Here is a 24,679-nt window from a genome sequence, read left to right as displayed (position 1 = left end):
TTGTCTAAAATTAACAATAAAATCAATATGGGAAATTTCTTTGAAGATTTCTCTATTGGTCAAAAAATAATTCATCCCCTTCCTAGAACAATTAGTGAAGGTGACGTATCTTTATACATAGCATTTACGGGTTCTAGATTTGCATTACATTCATCAAATGAAGTAGCAAAGCAAATGGGTTATGATAAAAGACCTATTGATGATACTTTAATGTTCCACTTAACATTTGGAAAATCTGTTCAAGATGTATCTTTAAATGCTATTGCAAATTTAGGTTATGCAGAAATTGCCTTCCCTAATCCTGTTTATATTGGAGATACAGTTTCAATGACATCTGATGTTATTGGATTAAAAGAAAACTCAAATGGAAAATCTGGAGTTGTTTATGTTCACTCAATTGGTGTAAACCAAAATGGTGATGAAGTATTAAACTTCAAAAGATGGGTTATGGTTCATAAAAAAGATAAAGAAAATTCATCAGGTATTAATGAAGTTCCAACTTTTGCAAAAACTACTCCTATTTTAGATAAAATTAATCTTCCAGAAATCAAGTGTGTAGACACTGATTCTACTGGCGGAAAATTCTTCTTTGAAGACTATGAAGCAGGTGAAAGATTAAATCATCCAGATGGTATTACAGTTGATAATAGTGATCACACACTAGCAACTAAGTTGTACCAAAATAATGCAAAAGTTCACTTCAATGACCATATGATGAAAAGTTCACCAATGGGTCAAAGATTAATGTATGGTGGAATTGTTATTTCAATGGCAAGAACATTATCATTTAATGGTTTACAAAATGCACAAAATATTTATTCTATAAACTCTGGAGCACATGCAAATCCTACTTATGCAGGAGATACAATTTATGCTTATACAGAAGTTTTAGAAACAATTGACCATAAAAGAGAAGACTTAGGATTATTAAGATTAAGAACGATTGCAGTTACAAACCAAAAATCTTCGGAAATTGAAAATCCAAAAGGTGAAGATGGAAAGTACTTAAAAAATGTAGTACTTGATTTAGATTACACAGTTGTTATTCCCAAGAAAAAGACAAAAAAGTAGAAAACAGCTAAGTAATAAACAAAAAATTAAATTTAATAAAAGGAAAATAATATGACACACCCTAATGAAGCACTATTCGGTTCTGGAGACAATTTACCAATTATCCCATCTTGTGAGCACTTTGCTGGTAGCGAAAAGCTAATCTTAAAAGGTTTTGAGATGCAAAAGAAACTTGGACCTGTTTTTGATATTACTTGTGATTGTGAAGATGGAGCTGAAACTGGTAAAGAAGTTGAGCATGCAGAAATGATTGTTAGAGTAGTTAACTCTGATGCTAACCCATATGCAATGGCTGGTACTAGAATTCATGATTTTGATCATCCAGATTGGAGACAAGATATTGATATTTTAGTACCTGGTGCTGGTGAAAAATTAGCATACATTACTATCCCAAAATCAACTTCATATGAAGATGCTAAAACTCAAGTTGAGTATATTCAAGAAGCAGCTAAAAAAGCTGGAATTTCTAGAGAGATTCCAATTCACGTTTTAATTGAAACACATGGTGCATTACAAGATGTAGAAAAAACTGCAACTTTACCATGGGTACAAGTTTTAGACTTTGGATTAATGGACTTTGTTTCTGGTTACCAAGGTGCAATTCCAGCTTCAAATATGAGAAGCCCTGGCCAATTTGATCATAGATTAATTGGTGCTGCTAAAGCAAAAGTTGTTCAAGCTGCTTTACAAAACCACATTATTCCTTGTCACAATGTTACACTTGATTTAAAAAACCCATACCAAACTTACAAAGATGCTGAAAAAGCAAGAAATGAGTTCGGATTCTTAAGAATGTGGTCAATTTATCCAACACAAGTGCAAGCTATTGTTGATGCAATGAAACCAGACTTTACAGAATTAGAAGCTGCGCAAAATATTTTAATTGCTGCACAAGATGCTGAGTGGGGACCAATCCAATATGACGGTGAGTTACACGATAGAGCAACTTACAGATATTTCTGGGAATTAGTTCAAAGAGCAAACTTCTCTGGAACAAAATTACAAGATAGAGTTCAAGACAGATTCTTCTCTTAATCTTTATACAACTTAAGACTTTAGGTCTTAAGTTGACCTATTTAACCTATTCATAATCAATATTTCAAATTTCTTAAAACTATATCAAGAAGGTGTTAAAACACAACACTTTTAAAAATAAACTAAATGTAAACTAATAAAAAAGAATTTTTTCATTAGCGCATTGGTATAATAATAAAATTTCAAAAGCAAAAAGGAAAACAATGAGCGCAATAAAAGAACAAGATATTATAGATAGTATTGCTGATGCATGTCAATATATTTCATATTTTCACCCAGAAGATTTTGTAAAATCTATAGTTGAAGCTTATGAAAACGAACAATCTGAAGCTGCTAAAAATGCACTAGGACAAATTTTAATTAACTCTAAAATGTGTGCTTTAGGACATAGACCTTTATGTCAAGATACAGGAAGTGTTAATATTTTTGTAAGAGTTGGATTAAAAGCTGACTTAGAAATCACAAAAGAACTAGTAGATGTATTAAATGAAGGTGTTGCAAAAGGTTATACTAATCCTGATAATACATTAAGATACTCTGTAGTTTCTGATCCAGCAGGTGCTAGAACCAATACTAAAGATAATACACCAGCTGTTATTCATGTAAGTGTTGATAACTCTGATGAAATAGATATTACTGTTGCTGCTAAAGGTGGTGGTTCTGAAAATAAATCTAAATTTGCAGTATTAAATCCATCTGATAGTGTTTATGATTGGGTTATGGCAAATGTAAGAGAAATGGGTGCAGGTTGGTGTCCTCCAGGAATTTTAGGTATTGGTATTGGTGGAAACCCAGAAAAATCAATGCTACTTGCAAAAGAATCTTTAATGGGTCATGTTGATATTCATGAACTTCAAGCAAGAGGTCCACAAAATGCATTAGAAGAGTTAAGATTAAGACTTTATACTGATATTAATAAAATTGGTATTGGAGCACAAGGTCTTGGTGGTTTAACAACAGTTGTTGATGTTAAGATTTTAGATTACCCTTGTCATGCTGCATCTTTACCTGTTGCTATGATTCCTAACTGTGCAGCTACTAGACATATTCACTTTAAATTAAAAGGTGGAGAAGGTGCTGCTAAATTTGCTAAACCAGATTTAAGTATATGGCCAGATATTGAATTACCATTAGATTCTATTAAAAAAGTAAATATTGAAGATTTAACAAAAGAGAACTTATCTCAATTTAAATCAGGTGATACTTTATTATTAACAGGAAAAATTTTAACAGCAAGAGATGCTGCTCACAAAAAAATTGTTGAGTACAAAAATGCTGGTAAGCCACTTCCAAATGGAGTAGATTTAAAAGATAGATTTATTTACTATGTTGGACCAGTTGATCCTGTTAGAGATGAAAAAGTAGGACCTGCGGGACCAACAACATCTACAAGAATGGATAAATTTACTAAAGACATGATGGAAATTGGAATCATGGGTATGATTGGTAAAGCTGAGAGAAAGCAACCAACTATTGATTTAATTAAAGAGTATAAATCTATGTATTTAATTGCAACAGGAGGTGCAGCGTATTTAATTTCTCAATCAATTAAAGATGCAAAAGTTCTTGCATTTGAAGAGATGGGAATGGAAGCTATTTATGAGTTTGATGTAGTTGATATGCCTGTTACTGTTGCTGTTGATACAGAGGGTGTTTCTATACACACTACTGGTCCTGCTAAATGGAGAACAATTTAATACAATAAAATATAAAGACGCTACGTCTTTATATTTATTACCCTTGAAAAAACTAATCTCTACTAAATTACTTACTATAAAATACTCCTTAGACTAAAAAACTATGTTTCATTTTTGACGTTAAGAAAAAATGATTAATGTTATATTTCATTATAAATAATAATACAGGAAAATTATAAATGTTATTAGAAGATTTAAAAGACTATTTATGTTTTGGAGTTGCAGGAAACTTTGCTAATCATTTAGGTGAAGCTGGAGAAGCTGATGAGTTTGCACAAATTAAAACAGACGAAAAAGATGCCCCTAAAGGAATGTTTCCTTTTTATATAAAAGGGCATGATTCTTTTTTAGGAACATATCCAATATGTGACGAAATTATAAAGACACATGGAAGAGAAGCTGATAATATGCAAGTTGAAGCTGAAGTTGCTTTAATATGTGACTTTGTATATGAAAATGATAAGATAGTAGATATCACTCCTAAATATTTTTCAGCCTTTAACGACTGTTCACTTAGATTCCAAGATGGAAATAAACTAAGTACAAAAAAGAATTGGGGAACAAATACTAAAGGTATCTCTCAAGAAGTTATAGAGATTGATAACTTCACGGAAGAAGGTATTTTAAAAAGATATCATATTGCCTCATTTGTTAAAAGAGACGGTATAGTTCATGATTATGGAACAACATCTTCTGTAAAATCATATTCATATTTTTTTGGGCAATTAAAAGAGTGGATGATAGAAAAACTAAATTCTCAAGAAGATTGTGGTCCATTAGAAGAATTAACACAATTTACTAAATATGCAAAAGATTCAAAAGGTATTTTAATAGCTGCAGGAGCTACAGCTTATGCTGAGTTCGGAAAGAATCACTTCTTACAAAAAGGCGATGAGATCTTTGTATATATTTATGATGCACATTTCCATTCATTTGATGATATGTACAATGATATGTGTGGAATGGATACTTTCTTAAGTAAATGTTCTAAACTTCATCAAATATTAGAATAAATAAAAAAATATATTTAATATTAATCTTATTATAAGACTTTTTAAATATAATCACAAAAATTATGTTTAAGGAACTTATATGTTAAAAGAATTCAAAGAATTTCTAATTAAAGGGAATATGGTTGATATGGCTGTTGGATTTATTTTTGGAGCAGCTTTTGCTACATTAATTAAATCACTTGTTGCAAATGTTATTATGCCACCTGTTGGAATGTTACTTGGAAATGTAGACTTCTCTCAATTATTTATTGCACTTGATGGTAAAACTTATGAAACAATGGCTAAATTAACAGAAGCAGGAGCACCTGCTATTAAAATTGGTTTATTTATGAATGACACAATTTCTTTTGTAATCTTAGGATTTGTGATGTTTATGTTTATTAAAACTTACAATAAAATGAAGAAAAAAGAAGAGGAAGTTGTAGAAGAACCAACTACAAAAACATGTAGTGAGTGTGCAATGGATATTCCAATTGCTGCTAAAAAATGTGCTCACTGTGGAAACACTGAAGTATAATAAAAACTAAAATTAAAAGGTCTAAACCTTTTAATTTTTTAATCTAAATCTACTAAAGCTTTAAATGTAGCTCCACATCTACCAATATTTTCAACATTTACATGTGACTTTTCATCTAATCTTCCCTCTTCTAAATATTGATGTTTAATCTCTAATATAATTGGCGTTGTAACCCCTGGAATATCAACTGTAGAATAATATTCACATAGTAATGCACTTTGAGAAGAGCTTATCATTGGAGGAAAACTTTCCATAACTTCGTTAACATCAATTTCAAATTTTTGAATCTCACTATCTTCTTTTGGAAGTGGTATTGCACATTTTTTAACTTGGTTGGCATTATCTTTATTAACAAAACAAATAGTAGCTTTCTTATGCTTTAAAATATTTGCTAGTGTATCTTTTGGAACTCCATCTTCTTTTTCGCCAATTGCTACAATTACTAATGCAGGATTAGTAGAAATTGGAATAAAATAAGAAAAAGGAGCTGCATTTAATACACCCTCATCTTCTGTAACAATCCAAGCTATTGGTCTTGGAATTACTGTATCTGACATTATTTTATATCTGTTTAAATCGTTAATATCTTTATAGTCTAAAATCATTAATGTTCCTTACTTTATCTTTAAAATATATCAAAATTATAGCAAAATTTATACACTTATAAAAGAATAAAAAATCATTTATTATATAAATTTAATTTATGTTTCTAAAAGTTAGTTTGAGGGAAAAACCAGAGGAAAAACTAACTTGAAACATGCACCAAAATGAGTTTTGTTTTCAATGTAAAATTTCTCATTTGATACAAAAATCTCGCCCTTCATACTATTATTAATAATTTCTTTTGTCATATGAAGACCAATTCCAGTACCAATACTTTGATCCTTTGTTGAAAAGTATGGTTCAAAAATTTTATTTTCAATAGATTTAGGAATCCCTCCACCACTATCTTTTATAATTAAATAAGCATTCTTTTCATCTTGGAAAATATCTATAATAATGTATCTTTGTTTTTCATCTTTTAATAATAAAATATCTTTTGCATTATTTATTATATTTATTGTAGCTTGTAAAAGTTCATTTTTAACACCATAAATTTTAACAGAAGAAAAATTCTGTATAACTTTTATATAGTTATTTTGTAAAGTAGAACCAACTAAGATTAAATTTTTGTCAATTAGTTCTCGTAAATCAAACTCTTCTATCTTTTTATTTTCCATAAAAAAGTTTCTAAAATCTTCAATTGTATCTGATAAGTGTTTTGTGCATTCTACAATTTTAGTAAAATCATTTTTCATATCATTGTTATTTATAAAGTCAAAATCAATCTTAACACAGTTACCACTAGCTATTGTAGAAATTGTACTTAAAGGTTGTCTCCATTGATGTGCAATATTACCTATCATTTCTCCCATTGAAGCCATCTTAGATTGTACTTGTAATAATTCATCTTTATGTCTGTTTTTTTGAACTTCTGAGTCAAATTTTTGTTTTAATTTATTATTTAATACTTCTAATTCTTTTGTTTTTTCCTCTACTTTTACTTCAAGGGTTGCATTGATATTTCTAAGTGCACTTTTTTGGTTTTCAATACTTTCTTTGTATTGATTTAACATATTAGTAATTTTAATAGAAATAAAATATGATAGAAAACTTGAAATAAAAATAAAAATTAATGCAGTTTTTATTGAATATTCAATAATTTCATTTCTTTTTGATTCATTTATTCCAATAATCCCTTCTATACTTTTATCGATATTTTTAATATTAATATTAATACCAATTAACCAATCCCAAGTATCTATATAACTAAAGACATCAAGAGTGTAATTATTCTTATCAATTTTATTCCAGAAATATTTATACTCATCTTCTATTAAATCAATTTTAGATAATTTTGCATAATCAAATAATGATGAAATCATATTTTTATTTGTTTGAATAGTTTCATAAGAAATATTTTTAAAATTATTTGAAGTGTCTTGTATCACATTTAGTTTATCATCAAGTGTAAAAATAAAACTATTTTTTTGTAGTTTCATCAAGTTTAATCTCTTCAAAATTTCTTTTTTAGTATCAACTTCAAAATCTTCTAAATACTCAGAATATCCTAATACTAAATTTAAAGATTCAAACTTCTTTAAATATGAAATTTTATTTAATTCTACAAGCTTTTTATCTCTTAATACAGTCTCTTTATTAAAAATAAAACTTGTATTCTTCTTATGTAATACTTCATCTATTTGAACATGAAAATCTTTATTTATATTATCTTTTAAAGATATATTTTTTGAATTAAAAGAATTACGATTTTTTGAATATCCATATAAAAAATACTTTCCCTTATCTTTGGAATTTAATTGACTAAGAGATGATAATATATTTATTTGAATTGCTTCTGAGGATTCAATTCCTATTGAGTTATTATATGATTCAGTAAGTATTGTATTTGCAAAATCTATTTTATCTTTTACTTTATCTTTTAATATATTTAATGAAGTTAATTTTTTATATTTAACATATGAATTTATTGAATCTAGAATAGTTACTAAACGTTCTTTTTCTTCGTTTAAAAAAGTTTTTTCTAATTTTTTTGAGTCATTTTTAAATTTGCTATCTGCTTGTTTTATATGTATAAATGTAATAATTGATGCTGTTAGTATTATAAATAATATCGGAACAACAATTATTGTTTTTGATAAGTTTTCTTCTTTAAACATTTATATTTTAAATTCAGCTTCAACTTCTTTAGCAATAAGATTGCCTTTTAATGTGAGTAGACCGTCTGTGATATATTCTTCAGTCTTTAACTTTTTTAAAAGTTTTTTTCCTTCTTTAAGTGAAAATAGTTGCGTATTTTCTAGAGTTACTACAATATCCATAAGTGTTTCATCATCTTTTTTCTTTAATATTGCTAACAATAATATTTTTTCGTTTATATCCATTTTAAAATCCTAGTATAGTAATAGGCAAATATAATAAATGCAAAGCCTAATAAGACAGTAATTATAGCAAGCGAAGTTAAACTTGCCATTAATCCAATAAATAGTGTAGTTATAATGCATGAAATCATGAAAAACATGTCATTATATGATATTACTCTACCTAAATATTTTTCCTCACATTTGTCTTGTAGTAATGCATAAGTTAGTGACCAAAGAACAGTTGTAAATAATCCTACGAAAAACATTGAAATAAGTGAGATATAAAAATTAAACTGTGTTAATCCCCAGATAATTATTGTAATTCCTTGAAAAATTAATAAATAATGTAAATTATCTTTATTAACATATTTTGAAATAAATATAGGTCCAATCATCAAAGCAACAGCTCTAGTTGCATTTGATATACCAATTGCAAGAGGAACTGAAATAACATATTTATACTCGCTTTTTGCAAGTAAAGTAATCAAGGTATCAAAAGATGTTAAACCTACACTAGCATGTAAAAGGATTAAGTGCATTATGATTTTATTTTCTTTTATATAAATAAATCCATCTTTTATTAATGTAAATATTTTATCTTGTACAACACTTGCCTTTACAACAAAATCAATTCTTACAAAAACAAAAAAAGCAGCTACAAAAAATAGTGAGTCAACAATAAAAGCAGCTTTAATTCCAATATAATTTACAATTAAAGCAGAAACTGCCATTCCAGCTGCATAACAAAAAGACCAAATAATTGAGTGTATTTCATTTGCTTTTTGTAAGGCTTCACCTTTTAAAAGTTTTGCGAGCAGGGACATTTCAGTTGAGAAAAAAATTGAAGCAGCAGACATTCTAATAAATATAAAAATCATTAAAAGCCATATTTGACTTTGATTTTCTATTGTTAAAAATAGCAATGTCATAATAAACTCTATTGCAAGTAAAGAAAGCATTAAAGGTTTTATTTTAAATCTATCTATAATTGCACCTGAAAAAGGTGCGATTAAAACAGCAGGTAAAAAGTGCATAGCTGTAACTGTTGCAATTGCTAATTCAGATGAACCAAAGTTAACAAGCATTGTATAAATAGCAACATTTGAAAACCATGCTCCAAAATATGCTATAAATTGAACAAGAGATAAATCTCTTATTATTTTATGTTCCCTAAAGAGTGCTAGATAATTCAATTTCTATTAATACTTCTTGAAACATAGCAGAAAAAGATTCTTCATCTTCTTTGTTAGGTGTTAAATAGTTTACTTTTTTATTTCCTGCATAAAAAAATGCACATTCACTTTTTATGTCTTCACTTAATTTAACTGTAAAATTAGCTTCTCCAAAAGATGAAGAAATTTTAACTGCATCATTATTTTTAAAACCACTTGATTCATTTAAGTAAACATGATTATCAATTGTAAATTGAGAATTCAATGAGTTTTTACTCTTTGCAGTTATTAAATAGAAATTTGTTGAATTCTTATGCTTATATAAAGGCTCAACATCTACTTCTTCAATAAATTCAAAAGTCTCAAACTCTTCATATTCAACAGTTTTATTTGTATAATAATCTAAGATTTCTTCTTCACTTTTTAAAGCTTCGAATCCAAATTTTTCAATTAAAACACTTGCTAATTTATATTCACTTATTGTGTTTTCTTTTGGGTTTTCAATAGCATTTGAAATAGCTTTATATTCATGTCCATAAGACAATCTTACATCAGCTTTTGATAAAAAAGAAGAAGCAGGAATTATTAAATCTGCATACTCACAAGTATCGTTGTATGTTGTTGTAAAACAAACTACAAAGCTATTTTTTAAACCTTCGATTACAGCTTTAGTATTTGGTGCAGAAACAACAGGATTAGCTCCTTGAATGAAAACTAAATCATAAGAAGAAAAGTCAACTTGTGCAACTGATACTTTTTTATTTTTTGTAGCGCTTTTAACTTTAAATTGATTTTCATATCCATGTGAAGAGTTACTTAAATACCAAACACCACCTGCTTGCTTTTTATGAACACCTAAGTATGCAGCTAGTGAGTCAATACATCTCATAATCTGAGCACCTTCAAAGTACTTTTGAACTCCAAGTCCTACAACAAATGATACTTTTTTGTTTTCAATCAATTCAAAAAACTGGTTTACTAAAGCTAAAGATACTCCTGTTGTTGCTTCATAAGAAACTACAGGTCTATTTCTAGTAATATCAAAAAACCACTCTGCGCCTTCGCTGTGTTCTTCTAAGAATTCTTCATCTTCAATATCTTGCATATTTGCAAAACGAGTTAATAAAAGTGCTAACTCGTAATCAGTTTTTGGATTAATCTGCATATGTATATCAGATTTCTTTGCAATATCAGTTTTAATTGGATCAATTGTTATAAATGTTTTATCTTTTACAAGATTATACATATGAGATGAAGTAACAGAAAAGTTTCTTCCCCAAACAACAATCACATCAGAGTCAATAAGCTTTTGAATTGGAGGGTTTACTATACTTCCTCTTCCTTGTTCAATTCCTAAGCCACCTCCTCCATCACACAAACTTCCTTTTGTTAAAGTTGAACCATATTGTGTGAAAAAGTTTTTAACAGCAGCTTGCATTTTTCCTAAGTTACCACTTCCTTCATAAAAAAGTGTTTTAGATGCATCATTATCTTTTAATTTTGCACTTAAAACTTCAAGAGATTCTTCTAATGAAATATCTTCATTATTAAACTTAGGACTTTGATGATAATCTTCTTTTAATAGTTGTGCGAAGTTAACACATAACTTTGAATTAGTGGTAAAGTGTTCTTTTGAACCTTTGATATTCTCATCAATAATTTCAGCTTGACAGGCATCATAACAATCTAAGGGACATGCTACTTTTTTATTTGAATTCAATTTTTACTAACCTTGAAAAAGTATCAACATTAGATACTAGTAATTGTATTTTATATGAAGAGATATGTTGTGAATCTGCAATAGTATAAATCTTATTTATTTTTACATCTGATTTTTTTCCATCAAGATAAATAGCTTTTTCTTTTAAGTTTTCAACTTCATTTATTGGAACATAAAATTCTAATTTTGCTTTTGATAAATCTTTTGATTCATATAATAAAGTTCCAGGAGTTACATAATCACCTTGTTTTACTGCTATATTTGAAATATAATTTGACTTTTCAATTAATTTTTTATTTTTAATTGTATCTTTTAAATTCTCTATTTGTATAGTCATATCAGCTTTTGAAGATTTCAAGTTTATAACTTTTAATTTTTGAGTATCTTTTTCAAAAGCAGACTTTGAAGAAACTTTATTTAATCTTTTATAATTATTATTTTCAATTGCAATCATATCATTTATGTATTTTAATTTATTTCTAGATTGAGATAAATCCATCTTATTAACTTTTGAATCAATTTCTATAATTACAGAATTATTTGCTTTTGAACCTTCAATTTTTGTATTTGAAAAAACAACTTTTCCTGAAACTGCAGATTTAACTGTGTAACTTTCAATTGGCTCTAATTTTGCATAATATTCACCTGCAATTAAACTATTAACTAATATAAAACAAAATATAAATATTTTCATGTACTTTTTCCTTATAATTTCAATTCTTTTAATTTTTTGATAATCTCTTTTTTAATTATCTTAATATCTTTTTGTTCTTCTAATTTAAAGATTAACTCATCTAAAGAAGAATTTATCTTTATATAAACTGCTAATATTTTTAATAATTCATCTTTGGTATTTGAACTTTTTACTTTTTTTATTAAAGATGTTTCATTAGATTTATTTATTCGTTTATAATTTATAACATAGAAATATAAACCTAGTATTAACATTCCTACAATAATACCCAAAGTGAAGAAAATTATTCTATCTTTTTGTGAAGTTTTTTCTACTATTTTTATTACTTGTTTTTCTTTTACTTCTTTTTTAGCTTTTTGTAATAGTTCTACTTTTTTAATTTCATTATTTTTTTCTACTACAATATTTATTTCATCACTATATTTTGAAATAACTTGCTCTAAATCTTTATCAAAGTATTCTATTTTAATTTTAGGAATTGTTATAGAATCATTTGGAATAATTGAAAAAACTTTTGTATAAGTGCCTTTGTATTTACCATCTTCATATTTAGCTTTGATTTTGGGTTTATTATCATAAATTGTAATATTTTTGATATTTAGCTTTATATCTTTAATATCTTCAATATTACCATTTCCAGTAATTACTAACTTATATGATATAGCTTCACCTTGTTTTACTTTACTTTTATCAACACTAGCTTTTATATCAAACTTACCAATTAAATTTGTATTTGATGGTAATTTCTTTACATTAAACTCTAATTCATTAGAATATATTTTTATATTTGAGCTAGTATTTGAAAATAATGAATAAGAATTACTTGCATCAATTATTTGTGCATTAATTTTTAAAGGATTTACTTTTAAGATTCCTTCTTTTAAAGGAAATAATAAGAAGTTTAATTCTTGAACAATAAATCCATTCTCTTCATATTGTTTTGTGTTTGGTAATTGTTTATACCAAAAATTATCAAAGTTTGGCTTTTCAAAAGATAAATCAACAATATTTGAATTCTTTTTATATTTAAAAACAACAGTTAAAACAAAGTTTTCACTTACATATAAATCTTTATTATTTGCTTTTAGGCTTAAGTCAAATATTGGAGAAACAGTTTTTTGTGAATTTTTTAAAGTGATTTTTTGGCTTTTAGTAAAAAACTCTTTTCCATCAATAATAAACTTTAAACTTGGAAATTCAAAATCTTTTGAAGGATATAATGAATATATTTTTCTAATACTTCTTGTAATTTTATTGTTAATTATATTCGTAGAAGTAGATGAAGATATTTCTTGAACACTATATGAATTAATAGTATCTAGTTTTGGCATTTTTATATCATTTGCACTTATTGTTAATGAAAAGACTAAAGGCTCACCTTTTATTACTTCTTTTGGCAAATTTAACTCAACATTAGAAAACAGTGAAATGATAAATATTGATGATAAAAATAAAAATCTAATTATTAACATGGCTAAAAGTCTAGTGTTCCTTCAATTGCAAAGTTAGCTTTTGAATCAAGTTCAGCATGAGATAATACTGTAATTTGTAAGCCAAATTTTTCATATATTTCGGAAATTCTTTTTCTTAATACTGGATCTACAACCATAGTAACTTTTGAGAAACCTTTTACTTCAATTTGGTCTACTAGTTCTTTTGTTTTAGTAACAAGATTATTAATTTCAGCAATTGAAAGTAAAAGTTGTGAAACTCCATGTTGTTCTTGTAATTTACCAATAAATTGCTGTTCAAGTTCTGGTTTTATAGTAATAATATGTAAAACTCCATCAGCATCTTTAAACTTATCTGTAATTAATCTAAACAGTTTTGATCTTACATGTTCTAGTAATACATCTGGTGCTTTTGTAAATTCTGCGATATCAGCAATTGCTTCAACAATTGTAAGCATATCAACAATTGGAATTTTCTCATGTAATAAGTCTTTACAAACTTTTAATAAAGCACCATAAGAAGTAACTTTCATAGCTTCTTCTATTACTATAGGGAAGTCTTTTTTAAGTCCATCTATAATATTAACAATATCTTGTCTTGTAATAATATCTTCAGCATGTTTTTTAATTATTTCAGAAATATGCGTTGAAATAATTGTAGGTGCATCAACAACTGTGAAACCTTTCATTAAAGCTTCTTCTTTTAAACTAGGACTAATCCATGTGGCTTCTAAATTAAATACAGGTTCTTTTACCTTTAAACCTTGTAATTTTTCATTTCCTAAACCACCCATTGCAAGAAGCTTTTCTATTTCAACTTTTCCACTTACAAGTGGTATTCTTTTTAAGAATAATCTATATTCATTTGGTGCTAGTGTTGCATCATCTGAAATTCTAATTTGTGGAATTACAAAACCTAACTCAGTAGCAATTGTTTTTCTAATTGCTTTAATTTTATCTAATAGTTCTGAGTTACCTTGGACTAATTGTAAAAGCCTAATTCCAAGTTTTAATTCTAAAACTTCAAGTTTCATTATTGTTTCAATAGTTTGCTCTTCATTAGGAACAGCAGCTTTTTTCTTTCTATCTTTCAGTACATCAATATTATCATCAACTTTTGCTTTTGCATTTTCAGGTTTGAAAAATCTAGTTACAGCATTATCTTTTTCATTATTTATCATATCAATTGTGTACCCAATAAATACTAATAATAATCCCATAACAATCAAAATCCCAGAAGGAAAACCAGGTATTAATGAGAATAAAACCATTCCAATACCAACTAAAATTAAAGACTTACTATCTTTGATTAATTGATTAATTGATTGATTTGCAAACTTATCTTCATCCATATTTGAACGAGTAATAATAATAGCTGTTGCAGTTGAAAGAATAAGTGCAGGAATTTGAGCAACTAATCCATCACCAATTGTTAAAATTGTATAAATTTCACCACTTTGTGCAGCTGTCATATCATGTTGAAATAATCCAATTAGTAAACCACCAACAAGGTTTACTAAAGTAATTATAATACCAGCAACAGCATCACCTTTTACGAACTTAGAAGACCCATCCATAGCTCCATAAAAGTTAGCTTCAGAAATTAGCTCTTTTCTTCTTTGCTGTGCTTGTTTATCATCTATAAATCCTGCATTTAAATCAGCATCAATAGCCATTTGCTTACCAGGCATAGAATCAAGTGTAAATCTAGCAGTTACCTCAGCAACCCTTGTAGCACCTTTTGTAACAACCATAAAGTTAATAAGTACAAGAATGATGAAAATAATAACACCAATAACCATATTTCCACCAACAACAAAATCCCCAAAGGCCGAAATAATGGAGCTAACTGCATCAGGACCATTATGTCCTTCACTTAGAATGGACCTTGTCGTTGCAATATTTAAAGAAAGCCTAAATAGCGCTAATATTAAAATAATGGTAGGAAAAGTAGTTAAGTCTGCTGGTTTTTGTATATATAAAGAAATTAGTAAAATAAGTAAAGATAAAGACAAAGAGATTATTAGAAAGAAATCTAATATTCCCTTTGATAAAGGAACAATAATAATTGTTAATATTGATACAAATAATGCAACAATAAATAAATCTTTACTTAAAAACTTTCTTAAATTCATATACTATTTTTGTCTAATTAGTTAAGAAAGTTTGTCAAAGATAATTCATTTGTTCTTTGTATTGTAGAGTATAAAGATGTGTACGTTAACTCTAAAGATTTTGATTCAATTGCTAATTTTGTTAAATCTGCAGCTCCAACTTCTTGAGATAATATTGTATATTGTGTTATTTTAGATGTTACTCTTTCAAGAGATATTTCAAACATTTGATTTTTTGAACCAAGCTGTGAGTGAGCAAGGTTTAAAGCATCATAAGATTCAGAAAATGCAGTTTGACCTTCACCTAATAATTGGTCTCTTGTTGCATCATCAATTCCAATCCCATTTGAATCTACTTTGTTTAATGTATTTACTAAATCATCTATTAAATCAAAGATATTTGAACGTGCTTCAAATTTTGTTCCATCAGCAGTCCCCACATTCACTGCGTAAAGTGGTGCATTTGTTACGTCAACTAATTTTGACTCAGGAGGACTAACTAAATTGTCTTCATCATCATATTTTTCAATTGTTTCAGATGTAGAATTAAATTTCCAAATATCACCATTTTCATCAATAATTGTATCTTCAGCTTTAAAACTTAATGTCTCACCAGATCGTGCAGTACTAGAAGGATAAGTCATAATATCATATCCATTCACACCACGTTCTCTATATGAACCATCATCTACTGAAATCTTTCTTGCTATATTATTACCATTGTAAGTAACATTTCCATCAGAATCTTTTGAAAAAGGTATTACAGATGAATCTGAACCTGCAAATAAATATTCACCTTCAATTTGAGTATTAGCTAAATCAAATAGATTTTCTTTTATTCCTGCTAAATTTGAAGCAATTGCTTTTTTACCTTCATCATCAGTAGTATCAGTATTAGCTTTTATTAATTCTGTTTTAGCTAATTCAAAAAGTGCTTTCATTTCACCTATAGTTGAATCTGAAATATTATTTTGTACTGTAGTTCTTTCTATTTGAGTTTGAATACCTTCGTACGTTCTAAGTCTATCATCTATATATATTTCTCTAGAATATAAAGTTGAATCTTCACTACCTTTGTCTATTACTTTTCCCGTAGACATTTGATATGATATTCTAGTTTGTTCTGCGTTTAAATTAGATAATCTGTATAGTGTTTGTTCTGTTTGATTAATCATTGTAAAACCTTTCTAAACATTGATACGATTTCATTAAAATCATATTTTTCATCAGTTCCCTGAATCAAAAATTCTCGTATTTGTTCTTTTTTAGCCATTGCATTATCAAGTTCAGGATCCATTCCTGCTTTGTATGCTCCAACACGAACTAAAACTTCGTTTTCTTTTATTAACGATAATACTCTTTTTAACTTTAAAAAGTCATTATAATGCTCTTTATCAACTACTTTGTCCATTACTCTTGATGCAGATTTAAGTAAATTAATAGGAGGGTAAAAACCTTGTTCTGTTAATTCTCTAGTTAATACAATATGCCCATCTAGAATTGATCTACTTTGATCTGCAATTGGATCATTCATATCATCACCATCAACTAAAACAGTAAAAAATGCTGTAATTGACCCTTTTTGATTATTCCCTGCTCTTTCCATTAATTGAGGTAATAAAGAAAAAACAGAAGGTGGATAACCACGACTTACAGGAGGTTCACCTGTACTTAGTCCTATTTCTCTTTGAGCCATTGCAAATCTTGTAACTGAATCCATCATAAGTAATACATCATGACCTTTATCTCTAAAAAACTCAGCAACTGCCATAGCTGTAAAAGCTCCATATTTTCTCATTAATGCTGATTCATCAGAAGTTGCTGCAATTATTACAGTGTTTTCTAGTTTATTGTCCAAGTTATAATGAATAAACTCAGGAATCTCTCTTCCTCTTTCCCCAATTAGTGCAACTACTTTTATTTGTGCCTCACAACCTTTTACAATCATTCCCATTAATGTAGACTTACCAACACCAGAACCTGCAAAAATACCAACTTTTTGACCTTTTCCAGAAGTTAGCATTGAATCAATTGATTTAACTCCTGTTGAAAACCTATCTCCAATAATTCCACGTTCAAGTGGAGGCATTGATAGTTTATTAATTGCAGAAGTTTCTTCTAAATCTTTAATTTTTCCACCATTATCAATAGGTTCACCCAAGGCATTTACAACTCTACCTAGAAGTCCATAACCACACTTAATAGATAGCCCTTCTTTTTGTAAATAGACTTTGTCATATATTCTAAACCCTTCAATAAATGAAAAAGGAACAATAGTAAAATTATCATTAGAAATTGATGCTACCATTCCTAAAACTGTATAAAGATGCTGAACAGACTCAATCTTTACAATATCACCAACAGCTACTTCTAATCCTGTTGCTGTAATTGTTGTAGTTGAAATATTTTTTATTCTTCCAAATGCAATTGAAAGATTTGTTGAATCAATATTATTAATTAAGTTTTCAATATCCATTACATCTCATCACACATTTTTTTATAAAGACTTTCATTTGTATCTTTTACTTCTTTACACTTGATAATATATTCATCTTGTTTTATTTTATTTCCTAAGGCCTCGTATAATTTTAAAATATCATAATAAATTTTGACTTCATCATTTGGCTTTAATCTTCTTGTATTATCTTTACCTTCTAATAAATAATTAATCGATTTTTGTAACTCATTAGTATCTTTGGAAATTTTTGATAACTCCATTTCAACAAAAGGAGAATAAATATTTGCTTTTAGTTCTTTTTGTTTTAAATATAATTTATTTAAAACTTCGTTTGCCTTGTTTTTATTATCTTTTTTTAGTAAATATAAATAATAATCATAATAAAAATCTACAATTATTGGATTATCTTTATTTAATTCAATAAAATTAATGTTTCTATTTGCATAAGAAAAGAACTTATCTAAAGATAAGCCATCACCTTTTGATTTAAGTATTTGATATCTGTATAAAAATTCTTTTGCTAAAACATCTTGATTATCAACCATTTCAACTTTTGCAGAATAATCAAGTGCTTCATCATTTAAGCCTAAAGAATAAGCCATTCTTTCTAAATATAAGTATATATTTGGATCTCTACTTGTGTTAAAAGTATCTTTTACTTGTAAATATCCTCTTTCATAAGGTACTTCTATAAGACATTCGAAAAATTTATATTTTATAGTTTCATCTTCAATTAACTTTTCTAAAGTTTCATTTCTTGAAGTTTTTAATGCTTTGTTTAATTCAAAACATTTTCCAGTATTTAAAAAGTTTTTAATCATTTCAATATTTACTTCATCAAATATTGATTCAATTGATTTATACCCAAATCTTTTTGCTATTGTATTTGAAATTTTATTATAAACTTTTTTTGAACGTAATATAAGTTTATATTTTTTGTCTTCTTTATCATTTATAAGCTCTTGAAGTAGTGCCTTTTGTTGCATCGCCTCAGATGATTTATATTTAGCTGCAATTACAGAAGGTTTAACTCTTCCTTGTCTCATAAGAATTTCATCAATAAACATTTTAGATTTTTTAGCATAAGCACCCTGAGCATAATCATTTATAATATCTTTATATAATTCTTTTGCTTTTTCTAAATAAAAATTTGTTCTATCATACATAAGCATATAAGTATTTGCTAATTTATATTTGAAATCTTCAATAGATTCTTCTTTAGAAGTTTTATTTAATAACTCTTTCAAAATTTCAACTGCATGTTCTGGCATATCTGATTTTATTAATTTAGTGATTTTTTGGTTTGCTAAATATGAATCGTTAGCATAGTATTCAATATTACTTTTTAAAACATTTGAAATTAAGTCATTTGCTTTCTCAAAATCTTTATTATCAATATATACGTCAAAAAGCTCATCCGCAACAATTGTAGCAATTAATTTATCATTAGTTTTTGCTAAAATAGAATATAATATTTTTATTGACCTATCATAAGCTCTTTGATATTTATATACTTTTGCTAATTGAATTTTTCCATAAGTCTTTGTAATTTCATCTTCGAAGTTATTTATAATTATTTGAGCAAAATATTTGGCATCTTTAGTTTTATTAATCTTTAATTTTAATTCAACTAAAAGCATATATGCTTTTGCTAAATCAAATTGATTTAAAGAAGAAGTATTTATTGCATTTTCAAGTAGTTTTGACGCTTCAAGTGAAAATCTTTTTGATTCTTTTTTTAATGACAATTCAGAGTAAAGAATTATTAAATCAGAATTTAAAACATTGATTTTATTTTTTTCTTTATAATCTTTTATGAGTGAATAAGCTTCATCAATTTTACCATCACGAGCAAGTAGCTTAGCATTTTCTATTATATCAAAGCCATCACTAATTGTTTGTTTTCTTTTTTCAGAAATTTGAGCACCTGAAGAATTTATAAAACTATAATAGAAATCTTTTTTTGCATAAAGAGTATTTAGTAATATAAATAAAAGTATAAAAATTCTCAAACTTTACCTCTTCTTTTTTAATTCATACACATAAGAAAATATTTCAGCTAAGGCCTTATAAAATCCACTTGGTATTTCTTGTTCTAATTCTATTTGTTCATGTAATGCACGTGCAAGTGCTGGGTTTTCTATAATTGGTATATTGTTTTCTTTTGCAATATCTTTTATTTTTACAGCAATAAAATCAATACCTTTTGCAATCATTTTAGGTGCAGAATCAACTTCGTTATCATATTTTAAAGCAATTGCATAATGTGTTGGGTTAGTTATTACAACATCAGCATCAGGAACATCTGCCATCATTCTTTTTCGTGACATTTCCATTTGTATTCTTCTAATACGACCTTTTACTTGAGGATCTCCATCCATATTTTTAAATTCATCTTTAATATCTTGCTTACTCATACGTAAAGATTTCATATAATAATGTCTAGTAAAATAAAAATCCATTATAGCAAAAATTATTATAATAAGTAGTATTGCTGCTAAAAAGAAAAATATTAACTCAATCATAGAAGCTATTGAAGCTGAAGTTTCTTGATCCATCATTGCAAGAAATTTTTTGTGTGTTAAAATAAATAATATAAACATTACAACAACAATAATTGTAAGTTTTGCGGTAAGTTTTAAAGCCTCAATTCCTTTTTTCAAACCAAAAATATTTCCAAAACCTTTTATTGGATCTAATTTCTGCAAATCAATTTTTAAAGGAGTAGTAATAAAACCAAACTGCATCCAATTTGTAGCAAAAACTAATACCATTATTAAAGCAAATAAGGGAAGTAATGCTGATAAAAAAGTCATTACTGTAGTATATGTAATTGCATAATATACGCTACCGTCCATATCTTGACCAATAAAGCTATAAGAGAACATCATCATTTTTTTAATTTCACTCATTGAATAAGAAGAGAAAAACAATAAATACATTGATCCTAAAGTTAAAATTGCAGCACCTGTAACTTCTGCAGATTTATTTACGTTACCTTCTTTTTTTGCATCTTCAATTTTCTTGTCGGTGGGTTCTTCGGTTTTTTCATCTTCATCAGCCATATTAAACCTCCCTACTCAAATTTTGTTATAAAGTAATTTGTAAAAGCTTCTGTAAAAACTTCCATACCAAGAATTAGAAAAACAAAAATCAATGCAAACTTCAATTGAAAAGTAATAACAAATGGAGAAAAAGAAGGCATTGATTTTGTTCCATAGCCATAATAGACATCCATAATAAAACCAATAAAAAATAATGGTAAAGCAAATGCAAAGGCAAATGCAAACATTCTTTTTATTTCATCAATTGCTATTTGAATTCCATCATAGGAAAAGATATCAAAGGTTCCTAAATTAACCATAGAAAAACTTTTAATAAGTATTACTAAAGTAACTTCATACATTCCTGTTTGAAAGAACAATACTATAGCAATCCAATAAAGTAGTCTTGAGACTAATCCTTCCTGTGAACCAGTTGCTGGATCGAACATTGTAGCCATAGATAAAGCAGTTGCAAAACCAACAAACTCACCAATAATCCTAACAGACGCAAATATAATATTTACAAACATTGAAGCAACTAAACCTAAAGTAATTTCTGAAATCAAACCAAGAATAAATGTATCTTCTGTAATAGGAGTAGTGATTTCAACTAAAGGGAATACAAAAATAGTTATGTAAAAAGCAAAAGCTATTCTAATTCTTGTACTAACTGCTGTGTGTCCAAATACAGGCATAAAAGCCACAAAAGAGACAATACGAGCTAATAAAAGTAGAAATTGATATACAATATCTTCATTTAATAAAGATAAAAATGCTTCCATTACATATAGTCTAAGTTTCTATCTTCTGATTCTAAGTTTTTCTCTCTTGATTCTAAAATAGTTTGTGTATCAGATTCATTTGTAAATTGATTTTTAGAATCTTCTTGATTATTTGAATTATTATTATCTTGTTCGCTTGAATTAAAATCTAAATTAAATACTGTATTTTCATCAAATGTTTTATTTAAAGCACTTCTTAAACTATTTTGTCCATCAACAAAAGCATCTAAAGTTGCAGAGTTTGAAATATTTAAACTAATATTTATTCCATTATCTTTATCACTTTTCATAACAATTGCAATATTACCAAGTGCAGCTGGATTTAAATTTATTCTTAATGCAGTAACTGGTGGCTTGTAGTTTTCATACATTCTTCTTGCAATATCTGACATCATTGTTGACATTTGTTGTCTTGCTGCAATAATTCTTGTTTCAATATTTTGAGCTAAGGTAGCACTTACATTTACTGAAACCTCATTATCAGTATTTAGAGTATCATTGTTCAAAATAGCCTTACTAGCTTCTACTGAACTTGTTACTAAATTAGTCATTTCATTGTGTCTTGCATTATTATTTAATGCTAATTTATCTAAGCTATTTCTTCTATCTAATAAATTAAGACTATTATTGTTAATTTCATTTGTTTTAGTTTCTACCTTGATATCTTTAACATTTAATTCTAATTTATTGGCATTAACTTCTACTTCATCAATTGTTGTTGCATCTTTTACTGCATTTATTGCTTGAGATTTATTTGATAAAGCACTATTATTTATACTATTTTGTTGAGAGCTTAAATATATATTGCTTATTACGCTTTTTGAGTTAAATTCTTTGCTTGAAGTATCATTATTTTTTAATATTGTTGTTTCATTTTCATCTAATGTAGTTTGATTCTTAATATTATTAGATTTTTCAATTAAACTGTCCATTAATGATTTTGGTTCATTTTTCTGTTTTAAAGGTAGTGATTCTATTTCATCTTTTGTAATGTTTATTTTCTCATTTTTAAGAGCATTACTACTTAATTCATTTAAATCTTTTGCTAATTTAGAGTTTTTATTCTCTACTTGCTCTTCACTAATAGAATTAGTATCTTTACTAGTTGTAACATTCTCAGACAACTTACTTCTATTTATTTCTTTGTCTGTATTATTTTGAATAGCTTGTAATTTTTCTGATACTTCATTTTTTACTGCGTTTGTGTCTTTATTTAAAAGTACAGATTGGTCAATATTTTCATCAATTAAATTAATAGTTTTTACTGTTTGAGTTGTTTCAATTTTTTCTGATATTTCTTTTTCTATACTACTATTTTTAGGCAAATCACTATTTAAACTAGAATCTATTTTTGTTTCAGTTTTAGTGTCTTTTACTTCTTTATTCTTATTATCTAAATCAATTACTTTTTCTACAGTTTTCTCTACAGACTTTTCACTTATATCATTTGTTTTTACTATTTCTGTAGTCTTAGCATTTTCTGATATTTCTTTTTCTACACTATTATTTTTAGGCAAATCACTATTTAAGCTAGAATCTATTTTTGTTTCAGTTTTAGTCTCTTTTACTTCTTTATTCTTATTATCTAAATCAATTACTTTTTCTACAATTTTCTCTACAGACTTTTCACTTATTTCATTTGTTTTTACTATTTCTGTAGTTTTAGCATTTTCTGATATTTCTTTTTCTACACTATTATTTTGTGTGTTCTTTTTTGTTTCTAAGACTAATCTATCAAGTAAAGATGAACTATTACTACTTTTAGAAATATTTTTATCTAAAGGTTGATTATCAGACTTTTTTTCATCTTCTTTTGAAGATGTTAAATTAGAATCTAATTTTTTAGTATCTAAATCAATTTCTTTTTCTACAGTTTTCTCTACAGATTTTTCACTTATTTCATTTGTTTTTACTATTTCTGTAGTTTTTGCATTTTCTGATATTTCTTTTTCTACACTATTATTTTTAGGCAAATCACTATTTAAGCTAGAATCTATTTTTGATTCAATTTTATTATCTATTTTTATTTCAGTTTTAGTGTCTTTTACTTCTTTATTCTTAGTATCTAAATCAATTACTTTTTCTACAGTTTTCTCTACAGATTTTTCACTTATTTCATTTGTTTTTACTTTTTCTGTAGTTTTAGTATTTTCTGATATTTCTTTTTCTACACTATTATTTTGTGTGTTCTTTTTTGCTTCTAAGACTAATCTATCAAGTAAAGATGAACTATTACTACTTTTAGAAATATTTTTATCTAAAGGTTGATTATCAGACTTTTTTTCATCTTCTTTTGAAGATGTTAAATTAGAATCTAATTTTTTAGCATCAGCAAAAGTTTTTTTGTTTTCAGTAAGTTTTTCATTTGAATCAATATTTTTATTATCAAGCTTTGGATTATTTGCTAATAATTTATCAAATAAAGAAGCTTCTTGTTTTACTTCTTTATTTCCACCAGATGTACTTTTTAAATTTTTAGCATCATTTGTATTAGTTAATAATATATCTACTTGCTTTGTCATAATCTATACCTCTAAGATACCTAATGTTTTAGAATCTATATTTTTATGAGTATTAAAAGCTGCAACATTAGCCTCATAAGATCTCATAGCCTCAATTAAATCTACCATTTCAACAACAGGATTAATATCTGGATAAGCTACATATCCTTCTTCATTTGCATCAGGATGATTTGGTTCAAATCTCAATACTGGACTTGCTTGTGAATCTAGTATTGATTTAACTCCAACTCCACGTAATTCATTTGCTGAATTTCTATTATTGTTAGTTTCAATATCATTATTATTTGTTTTGTTTGTTTGATTGACTAAAACATCTTCGAAAACAACTTGTTGTTTTTTATAAGGACCACCTTCATCAGTGTGCGTTGTTTTAGCATTTGCAATATTTGCACTTACAACATTTATTCGTGTTCTTTGTGCACTCATTCCAGAAGTAGATACGTTGTAACCATCAAAAAAACCCAT

At 27.0% G+C, this 24,679-nt stretch carries 20 protein-coding genes; 5 read left to right on the top strand and 15 right to left on the bottom strand.

All coding sequences use genetic code 11. The annotated features are described in order from the left end of the window. From D3Z07_RS12925 to mscL, 5 genes are all read left to right on the top strand, one after another. Window positions 1-1,071 carry a MaoC family dehydratase gene (locus tag D3Z07_RS12925; protein WP_228200554.1) on the top strand — a complete coding sequence of 357 codons (1,071 nt, stop codon included), beginning with the start codon at window positions 1-3 and terminating at the stop codon, window positions 1,069-1,071. Between the two features lie 51 nt (window positions 1,072-1,122). Further along, on the top strand, window positions 1,123-2,106 hold the full coding sequence (locus D3Z07_RS12920; RefSeq protein ID WP_076088062.1) for an HpcH/HpaI aldolase/citrate lyase family protein: 984 nt from the start codon (window positions 1,123-1,125) through the stop codon (window positions 2,104-2,106). Between the two features lie 203 nt (window positions 2,107-2,309). Further along, window positions 2,310-3,803: a fumarate hydratase gene (locus tag D3Z07_RS12915; RefSeq protein WP_076088064.1), complete on the top strand. Its 1,494-nt coding sequence runs from the start codon at window positions 2,310-2,312 to the stop codon at window positions 3,801-3,803. A gap of 179 nt (window positions 3,804-3,982) precedes the next feature. Beyond that, window positions 3,983-4,816: a DUF5718 family protein gene (locus D3Z07_RS12910; protein ID WP_076088066.1), complete on the top strand. Its 834-nt coding sequence runs from the start codon at window positions 3,983-3,985 to the stop codon at window positions 4,814-4,816. Window positions 4,817-4,895: 79 nt separating this feature from the next. Then, complete coding sequence (mscL, locus tag D3Z07_RS12905; protein ID WP_076088068.1) at window positions 4,896-5,333, top strand: large conductance mechanosensitive channel protein MscL; 438 nt, start codon at window positions 4,896-4,898, stop codon at window positions 5,331-5,333. A 38-nt stretch (window positions 5,334-5,371) separates the two neighbouring features. On the opposite strand, the gene D3Z07_RS12900 is transcribed toward mscL, so the two are convergent. From D3Z07_RS12900 to flgC, 15 genes are all read right to left on the bottom strand, one after another. After that, a complete protein-coding gene (locus tag D3Z07_RS12900; RefSeq protein ID WP_076088070.1) occupies window positions 5,372-5,938 on the bottom strand; it encodes a flavin reductase family protein in 567 nt (188 codons plus the stop codon). A gap of 111 nt (window positions 5,939-6,049) precedes the next feature. Next, window positions 6,050-8,053, bottom strand: coding sequence for a sensor histidine kinase (locus tag D3Z07_RS12895; RefSeq protein ID WP_122894095.1), 2,004 nt, complete (start codon window positions 8,051-8,053; stop codon window positions 6,050-6,052). Continuing rightward, window positions 8,054-8,278 (bottom strand): hypothetical protein, encoded by a 225-nt coding sequence (locus D3Z07_RS12890; protein WP_076088074.1) that lies wholly within the window; start codon window positions 8,276-8,278, stop codon window positions 8,054-8,056. Continuing rightward, a complete protein-coding gene (locus D3Z07_RS12885; RefSeq protein ID WP_076088077.1) occupies window positions 8,269-9,450 on the bottom strand; it encodes an MFS transporter in 1,182 nt (393 codons plus the stop codon). Before D3Z07_RS12885 ends, D3Z07_RS12890 begins: the two co-directional genes overlap by 10 nt. Then, window positions 9,428-11,149, bottom strand: a complete 1,722-nt coding sequence (locus tag D3Z07_RS12880) for a molybdopterin-dependent oxidoreductase (protein WP_122894094.1) — start codon at window positions 11,147-11,149, stop codon at window positions 9,428-9,430. Before D3Z07_RS12880 ends, D3Z07_RS12885 begins: the two co-directional genes overlap by 23 nt. Next, complete coding sequence (locus D3Z07_RS12875) at window positions 11,136-11,843, bottom strand: efflux RND transporter periplasmic adaptor subunit (RefSeq protein WP_122894093.1); 708 nt, start codon at window positions 11,841-11,843, stop codon at window positions 11,136-11,138. The genes D3Z07_RS12880 and D3Z07_RS12875 overlap by 14 nt, the downstream gene beginning before the upstream one ends. Window positions 11,844-11,854: 11 nt before the next feature. Then, window positions 11,855-13,315 carry a BatD family protein gene (locus D3Z07_RS12870; protein WP_122894092.1) on the bottom strand — a complete coding sequence of 487 codons (1,461 nt, stop codon included), beginning with the start codon at window positions 13,313-13,315 and terminating at the stop codon, window positions 11,855-11,857. 2 nt (window positions 13,316-13,317) lie between these two features. Further along, complete coding sequence (flhA, locus tag D3Z07_RS12865; protein ID WP_122894091.1) at window positions 13,318-15,429, bottom strand: flagellar biosynthesis protein FlhA; 2,112 nt, start codon at window positions 15,427-15,429, stop codon at window positions 13,318-13,320. Between the two features lie 17 nt (window positions 15,430-15,446). Then, window positions 15,447-16,583, bottom strand: coding sequence for a flagellin N-terminal helical domain-containing protein (locus D3Z07_RS12860; protein WP_122894090.1), 1,137 nt, complete (start codon window positions 16,581-16,583; stop codon window positions 15,447-15,449). Beyond that, complete coding sequence (gene fliI, locus D3Z07_RS12855) at window positions 16,580-17,884, bottom strand: flagellar protein export ATPase FliI (protein ID WP_122894089.1); 1,305 nt, start codon at window positions 17,882-17,884, stop codon at window positions 16,580-16,582. The genes D3Z07_RS12860 and fliI overlap by 4 nt, the downstream gene beginning before the upstream one ends. Beyond that, complete coding sequence (locus D3Z07_RS12850) at window positions 17,884-19,878, bottom strand: tetratricopeptide repeat protein (protein WP_122894088.1); 1,995 nt, start codon at window positions 19,876-19,878, stop codon at window positions 17,884-17,886. The genes fliI and D3Z07_RS12850 overlap by 1 nt, the downstream gene beginning before the upstream one ends. Window positions 19,879-19,881: 3 nt before the next feature. Next, window positions 19,882-20,931 (bottom strand): flagellar biosynthesis protein FlhB, encoded by a 1,050-nt coding sequence (flhB, locus tag D3Z07_RS12845; protein ID WP_122894087.1) that lies wholly within the window; start codon window positions 20,929-20,931, stop codon window positions 19,882-19,884. An 11-nt stretch (window positions 20,932-20,942) separates the two neighbouring features. Further along, window positions 20,943-21,692, bottom strand: coding sequence for a flagellar biosynthetic protein FliR (locus D3Z07_RS12840; RefSeq protein WP_076088094.1), 750 nt, complete (start codon window positions 21,690-21,692; stop codon window positions 20,943-20,945). Next, window positions 21,692-24,214, bottom strand: coding sequence for a flagellar hook-length control protein FliK (locus D3Z07_RS12835; RefSeq protein ID WP_122894086.1), 2,523 nt, complete (start codon window positions 24,212-24,214; stop codon window positions 21,692-21,694). The genes D3Z07_RS12840 and D3Z07_RS12835 overlap by 1 nt, the downstream gene beginning before the upstream one ends. Window positions 24,215-24,217: 3 nt before the next feature. Further along, window positions 24,218-24,679 carry a flagellar basal body rod protein FlgC gene (flgC, locus tag D3Z07_RS12830; RefSeq protein ID WP_076088098.1) on the bottom strand — a complete coding sequence of 154 codons (462 nt, stop codon included), beginning with the start codon at window positions 24,677-24,679 and terminating at the stop codon, window positions 24,218-24,220.

The organism is Arcobacter peruensis, assembly GCF_003711085.1.
In the GTDB taxonomy this organism is placed as follows: domain Bacteria; phylum Campylobacterota; class Campylobacteria; order Campylobacterales; family Arcobacteraceae; genus Poseidonibacter; species Poseidonibacter parvus.
The sequence above is the reverse complement of the archived record's forward strand: the minus strand, read 5'-3'. Positions and strand labels throughout refer to the sequence as shown.